Source organism: Halorhodospira sp. M38 (assembly GCF_022227985.1).
Lineage (GTDB): Bacteria > Pseudomonadota > Gammaproteobacteria > Nitrococcales > Halorhodospiraceae > Halorhodospira > Halorhodospira halophila_A.
The window spans coordinates 1-5,964 of the sequence record NZ_JAJNQP010000043.1; the positions used below are offsets into that span (position 1 = coordinate 1).

General features: G+C 68.5%; 6 protein-coding genes. 2 read left to right on the forward strand and 4 right to left on the reverse strand.

Going from position 1 to position 5,964, the window contains the following annotated elements; translation table 11 throughout:
- Positions 1-29: 29 nt before the first annotated feature.
- From LRA98_RS12310 to glyQ, 4 genes are read right to left on the reverse strand one after another with little or no spacing between them, the layout of a single operon-like run.
- Positions 30-776, reverse strand: coding sequence for a lysophospholipid acyltransferase family protein (locus tag LRA98_RS12310; protein WP_238634193.1), 747 nt, complete (start codon positions 774-776; stop codon positions 30-32).
- Complete coding sequence (gmhB, locus tag LRA98_RS12315) at positions 773-1,321, reverse strand: D-glycero-beta-D-manno-heptose 1,7-bisphosphate 7-phosphatase (protein WP_238634192.1); 549 nt, start codon at positions 1,319-1,321, stop codon at positions 773-775. The genes LRA98_RS12310 and gmhB overlap by 4 nt, the downstream gene beginning before the upstream one ends.
- Before the next feature lie 10 nt (positions 1,322-1,331).
- The gene (glyS, locus tag LRA98_RS12320) at positions 1,332-3,422 is read right to left on the reverse strand and encodes a glycine--tRNA ligase subunit beta (RefSeq protein WP_201242136.1); all 2,091 of its coding nucleotides are present in this window, start codon (positions 3,420-3,422) and stop codon (positions 1,332-1,334) included.
- Complete coding sequence (glyQ, locus tag LRA98_RS12325; RefSeq protein WP_201242137.1) at positions 3,415-4,329, reverse strand: glycine--tRNA ligase subunit alpha; 915 nt, start codon at positions 4,327-4,329, stop codon at positions 3,415-3,417. The genes glyS and glyQ overlap by 8 nt, the downstream gene beginning before the upstream one ends.
- 131 nt (positions 4,330-4,460) lie before the next feature.
- Between glyQ and LRA98_RS12330 the strand changes: the two genes are divergently transcribed.
- Together LRA98_RS12330 and LRA98_RS12335 are read left to right on the forward strand one after the other, a co-directional pair.
- Positions 4,461-5,525 carry a tRNA (5-methylaminomethyl-2-thiouridylate)-methyltransferase gene (locus LRA98_RS12330; protein ID WP_201170195.1) on the forward strand — a complete coding sequence of 355 codons (1,065 nt, stop codon included), beginning with the start codon at positions 4,461-4,463 and terminating at the stop codon, positions 5,523-5,525.
- On the forward strand, positions 5,512-5,745 hold the full coding sequence (locus LRA98_RS12335; protein WP_201170193.1) for a sulfurtransferase TusA family protein: 234 nt from the start codon (positions 5,512-5,514) through the stop codon (positions 5,743-5,745). The genes LRA98_RS12330 and LRA98_RS12335 overlap by 14 nt, the downstream gene beginning before the upstream one ends.
- The last annotated feature ends 219 nt before the right edge of the window (positions 5,746-5,964 follow it).

Genomic DNA, 5,964 nt, shown 5'->3' on the forward strand with positions numbered 1-5,964 from the left:
CCGCCGGGGCGTTGCCGCCCCCGGCGCGGTTATCCGTCCGGGGGCCGGCCCTCCAGCTCCACCATCTGCCGCTCGATCCAGGCCTCGACCTCCGCGGTGATTTCCTCGGCGCTGCGGCCCTGGGTGGCCACAGGGGGACCGATGACAACCTCGATCCGCCCGCTGCGCCGCAGCGGGCTATTACGGCCCCAGAACGAGCCGGCATTGTGCGCCACCGGCACCACCGGGACCCCGGCCCGGATGGCCAGCTCGGCACCGCCACTGCGGTAGCGGCCCTTCTGCCCTGGCGGGATCCGGGTTCCTTCCGGGAAGATAATGACCCAGCGCCCGCGCCGCAGCCGATCCGTGCCCTGTTCGATCACCTGTTGCCGTGCGGTGCCGCGGGCTTGGCGGTCGATGGCGATCGGCTCAAGCAGCCGCAGTCCCCAGCCGAAGAATGGGATGCGCAGCAATGACTCCTTGAGCACCCACGTCTGCGGCGAGAACCACTTCAGTAGGGCTAGCGTCTCCCACGCCGATTGGTGCTTGGCCATGACCACCGCGGCTCCCTCGGGGCGGTTCTCCAGTCCCTGCACCCGATAATCGAGGCTGCACAACCAGCGCGCCGACTCGATGACCACCAGCCCCCAGGCGCTAAGAAAGCGGTAGCGCGACCGGTAGCCGAGGGGATACGTAAGCAGCCCCAGCACGGTCCAGATCGGGGCGGTGACAGCCATCAAGGCCAGGTGTAGGCTGCTGCCCAGCCACTCGCGTGGAGTGCCGCCCTTGATTGTCATGGTTCCTCCTCCTCCTCGAGCAGACGCGCCGCCGCTGCGGCCAGGTCGGCGTGGATCTCCGTCCCCGGCGGCAGCCCGCCCCGCGCCAACGTTTCCTCGCCCTTGCCGGTGCGTACCAAGATCGGTCGTGCGCCGACCGCGGCGGCGGCCTCCAGGTCTCGCGCCGAGTCGCCGATCACGGGTACGCCCTCGAGCCGCTCCTCCAGCCGTTCGGCCAGTTCGCGGTACAGTCCGGGGGCCGGCTTGCGACAGGTACACCCGTCCCCAGGACCGTGCGGGCAGTACGCCAGCGCGTCGATACAGCCGCCGGCTGCAGAGACGGCCTGCTCGAGCTTAGCGTGGATGGCTTCCAGGGTCGCTGCGTCGAACAGTCCCCGGGCCAGACCGGACTGGTTCGTAGCGATGGCCACCCGCCAGCCGGCCCGGCTGAGCCGGGCCATGGCCTCGATGCTGCCGGGGATCGGTACCCACTCCTGCGGGGTCCGGATGAAGGCCTCGGAGTCGCGATTGATGACACCGTCCCGATCCAGGATGAGCCACGGCATAACGGCGGCTTCAGCCCGGCAGGTGGGAGAGGTCGGCCACCGCGCGGAAGGCGTGCCGGACGGCCCCGAGGAGCTCCAGCCGGCGCTGGCGCACCGCTTCGTCGTCGGCCATCACCATGACATCAGTGAAGAATCGGTCGACGGGCTCGTGCAGGCCTGCCAGAGCGGTGAGCGCTGCGCCGTAATCGGCCGCTTCGATGCATGGCTGAGCCTCCGCCCACGCCCCCCGCAGGGCCTCGGCCAGTGCCTGTTCGGCCGGCTCATCGCCGGCGGCCACGGCCTCCGGCCGCGTTTGAGGATCGAGTCCGGCACGGCGCAGGATATTGCCGATGCGCTTGTTCGCCTCGCCCAGGGTCTGTGCTTCGGCGCGCTCGCGGAACGCCGAACAGGCCGCCAGGCGGCGGTGGAAATCCAGAGGCGAAGCCGGTTCGACGGCGGCCACCGCCTCGAACACCTCGGCGGCGTAGCCCCGCTCGGCGTAGTAGCCCCGGAGCCGCTCGTGACAGAAGCCAGCGACCTGTTCGGCGATGCCGTCGGTCGCCACCCCGCACTCGTCGGCGATCATCCCGGCGGCGGTGTCCAGTAGCTCGCGCAGCGAGAGGTCATGGCCGCCCTCGATCAGGCAGCGGAGCAGGCCGATGGCCGCCCGGCGCAAGCCGAAGGGGTCTTTGTCCGCCGAGGGCGGGCCGTCGGCGGCGAAGATGCCGACTAGGGTATCGATGCGGTCGGCGATGCTGACAGCCTGCCCCTCCGGCGTGTGAGGCAGGGCATCACCGGCAAAGGCCGGCCGATAGTGGGCGCCGATGGCCGCCGCCACGGCCTCGCCCTCGCCGTCGGCCCGCGCGTAGTGGCCACCCATGATCCCCTGCAGCTCAGGGAACTCGTCGACCATCTCGGTGACGAGATCGCACTTGGCCAGCAGCCCGGCGCGGCCTGCCGCATCGGCATCCGCACCGATCTGCCCGGTGACCCGCTCCGCCAGACGGCTGATTCGCTCGCTGCGTGCGCGCAGATCGCCCAGGCGGCGGTGGAAGACTACGTGCTGCAGCTGCTCGAGCCGCTCGCCCAGGGGCAGGCGCCGGTCCTGCCGCCAGAAGAACTCGGCGTCCGCCAGGCGGGGCCGGATCACCCGTTCATTGCCGTGGCGGACCTGCTGCGGGTCGCGGCTGTCGATGTTGGCCACCGTGATGAAGCTTGCCAGCAGTCGGCCCTCGGCACCGCGCACCGGGAAGCAGCGTTGGTGTCCCTGCATGCTGGAGATGAGGGCCTCTTCGGGCATCGCCAAGAAGCGTTGGTCGAAGTCGCCGGAGAGTGCCACCGGCCACTCCACAAGGCCCGTCACCTCGTCGAGTAGCGCCTCGTCACCCACCGGTGTGCCGCCGGCACGCTCGGCCTCCTGGCGCACACCCGCCTCGACGCGACGCCGACGATCGGCGAAGTCCGCCACGACCCGTCCTTGCTCCTCGAGCAATTGCTCGTAGACGCCGGGCTCGGGGAGGTCGATCCCGCTGCGACCCCGGCCGTGGAAGCGGTGGCCATATGTGGTCCGCCCGGTGGGAATGCCGAGAATGCTACCGGGGATCACCGCCTCGCCGAGCAGCGCCACCGTCCAGTGGATGGGCCGTACGAACTCGACCTCGCCGCTGCCCCAGCGCATGCGCTTGGGAATCGGCAGTCTTCCGAGCGCGGTCTCCACCAGCCCGGGGATGATCGCCTCGGCGGCCTCGCCCGGTTGGACCCCGCGCCAGACCAGCCGTGGGCCCTTGTCGGTGTCAACGCTCTCCAGGTCTTCGACGCTGACGCCGCAGGAGCGCGCAAACCCCTCTGCAGCCTTGGTGGGATTGCCATCGGCATCTTGGGCGGCGTCAAGCCGGGGCCCGAGCCGCTCGATCCGTTCGTCGGCCTGGCGGGTGTCCACGGCCTCAATGCGCACCGCCAGTCGCCGCGGGGTGGCGAACGCCTGCACCCCCTGCGGCTGCAGGCGCTGCTCCTCCAGGGCGCCGGCGAGGTCATCCCGGAAGGCGGTCATCAGCCGCTGCAGGGCCTTCGGCGGCAGTTCCTCGGTACCGATTTCGATGAGCAGGGGGCGGCGTTCAGCCATGGGTGGACTCCTTATCCTGCAGCAGCGGAAAGCCAAGCTCCTCGCGCGACTGGTAGTAGCCCTGCGCCACGGTGCGGGCCAGATTGCGCACCCGCAGGATGTAGCCCTGGCGCTCGGTGACCGAGATGGCGCCCCGTGCGTCGAGCAGGTTGAAGGTGTGCGAGGCCTTCAGGACCTGCTCGTAGGCCGGCAGCGGCAGCCCTACCTCGACCAGGCGTTGGCACTCCTGTTCCTGGTGCCGAAAGGCCTCGAGCAGCGCCTCCACGGGGGCCTGCTCGAAGTTGTATGCCGACTGCTCGCGCTCGTTCTGCAGGAAGACGTCGCCGTAGGTGACCGGCCCCGCATCGGTGTGCGTCCAAATCAGGTCGTAGACGCTCTCCACGTTCTGCAGATACATGGCGATGCGCTCGAGCCCGTAGGTGATCTCGCCCATCACTGGCCGGCAGTCGAGTCCGCCCACCTGTTGGAAATAGGTGAACTGGGTGATCTCCATGCCGTTGAGCCAGACCTCCCAGCCCAGGCCCCAGGCCCCGAGGGTCGGTGACTCCCAGTCGTCCTCGACGAAGCGGATGTCGTGGATCTGCGGGTCGATGCCGAGCTGCTCCAGCGAGCCGAGGTAGCGCTCCTGAAAATCCGCCGGCGACGGCTTAAGAACCACCTGGAACTGATAGTAATGCTGCAGGCGGTTGGGGTTGTCACCGTAGCGCCCGTCCGTAGGCCGGCGTGACGGCTGGACGTAGGCGGCGTGCCAGGGCTCGGGGCCCACGGCGCGCAGGAAGGTCGCCGGGTGGAAGGTCCCCGCGCCCACTTCCATATCCAGTGGCTGCAGCACCACGCAGCCCTGTCGGGCCCAGTACTGCTGCAGGTTGAGGATGAGTTCCTGAAAATCCCGCGGTAGCTCGGCCAAGCTCGCCTCCGTTGATCCCGTCGGCTCAGTGCGCAGTAGCGGCGCAGTATAGCGATCCGGTCCGGGCACTTGCACGGGCTCAACGGCCGTTTTGGTAGAATTCTCCCTCCACTCCGATACAGTTGCGTGTCATGCCCGAGCAACCGAAAGCCGTCGCGCTCATCTCCGGGGGTCTCGATTCCATGCTGGCCGCCCGCGTGGTCCAGGACCAGGGTGTCCACGTGGAGGGGATCAATTTCTACACCGGCTTCTGCGTCGAGGGCCACACCCACGCCATTCGCAGCAAGGATCAGCAACGGCCCAAGCGCAACAACGCCCTGTGGGTGGCCGAGCAGCTGGGTATGCCGCTACACATCGTCGATGTCATCGAGGAGTACAAGGAGGTCCTCACCAACCCCCGCTACGGCTACGGCGCTAATCTCAATCCTTGCCTGGACTGCAAGGTGTTCATGGTGCGCAAGGCCCGCGAGTGGATCGAGGCCAACGGCTTCGATTTCATCGTCACCGGCGAGGTGATCGGCCAGCGGCCCAAGTCCCAGACCCGGGACAAGCTGCCGGTGATCACCCGGGATGCCGAAGTCGAGGACCTGCTCCTGCGCCCGCTCTCGGCGAAGCTTCTGGAGCCGACGCGGCCCGAGCGCGAGGGCTGGGTGGATCGTGAGCGCCTCCACGACCTGCATGGCCGCTCGCGCAAGCCCCAGTTCGCGCTGGCGCGCAGCCTGGGCATCGAGGCCTGGGCGCAGCCCGCCGGCGGCTGCTGTTTTCTGACCGATGCCAGCTACTCGGCCAAGCTGGCCGATCTTTGGCAGGCGCGCGGTTCCCGTGAGTACGACCTGGACGACATCATGCTACTCAAGGTGGGGCGTCATCTGCGCCCGCGCGAGCACTTCAAGCTCATCATCGCCCGTGAGGCCGGTGAGACCCGCTTTCTGCAGGGCTACAAGCGCCGCTATCCGCACCTGCGCACGATCAGCCACGGCGGTCCGGTGGCGTTGATCGACGGCACCTGGGACGAGCACGACCTGGAGCTGGCGGCACGGTTGGTGGCTCGTTACTCTTCCGGGCGGAATGCCGAACGAGTCGATCTGGAACTCGAGGATACCGAGGGCAACGTGCAATCGCTCGCCGTGCCTCCGATGGCGCCGGAGAATGTTCCCGACGCGTGGTACGTGGGAGGCGATCATGGCGACGGATAACGAGCTCGACTGCCGCCATCTGCTTTGCCCGCTGCCGGTGATCCGCACCCAGGCCCAGGTGGCACGATTGGTCGCCGGCGATGAGCTGGAGGTGGTGGTCACCGACCCTGGTGCCCTCGAGGACATCCCGGCCTGGTGCCGGGTCCACGGTCATGAGGTCATCGCCACCGAGCCCAGCGGCGATGAGCACCGGATCCGCATCCGGGTCGGTGGGGCGTGAAGCCCATGCCGGCCGTAGCACCACGCCACAGGTGCGTCGGGGCGCGAAATGCCCCACAATAAGGCGCGGCTGCGGGGTTGATGCACCCTCCGGGCGCACGCCCCGCCCCATTGTTTCCCACGCAGAGGCTGTGAGCTTATGGCGCGTACCGGAGAAGATGTCCTCAAGCTGATCGAGGACGAAGACGTCAAATTCGTCGACCTTCGCTTTACCGACACT

Excerpts from the sequence above, each read along its gene's own strand:
- LRA98_RS12310 (WP_238634193.1), bottom strand. The coding sequence starts at position 776 with ATGACAATCAAGGGCGGCACTCCACGCGAGTGGCTGGGCAGCAGCCTA.
- gmhB (WP_238634192.1), bottom strand. The coding sequence starts at position 1,321 with ATGCCGTGGCTCATCCTGGATCGGGACGGTGTCATCAATCGCGACTCC.
- glyS (WP_201242136.1), bottom strand. The coding sequence starts at position 3,422 with ATGGCTGAACGCCGCCCCCTGCTCATCGAAATCGGTACCGAGGAACTG.
- LRA98_RS12330 (WP_201170195.1), top strand. The coding sequence starts at position 4,461 with ATGCCCGAGCAACCGAAAGCCGTCGCGCTCATCTCCGGGGGTCTCGAT.
- LRA98_RS12335 (WP_201170193.1), top strand. The coding sequence starts at position 5,512 with ATGGCGACGGATAACGAGCTCGACTGCCGCCATCTGCTTTGCCCGCTG.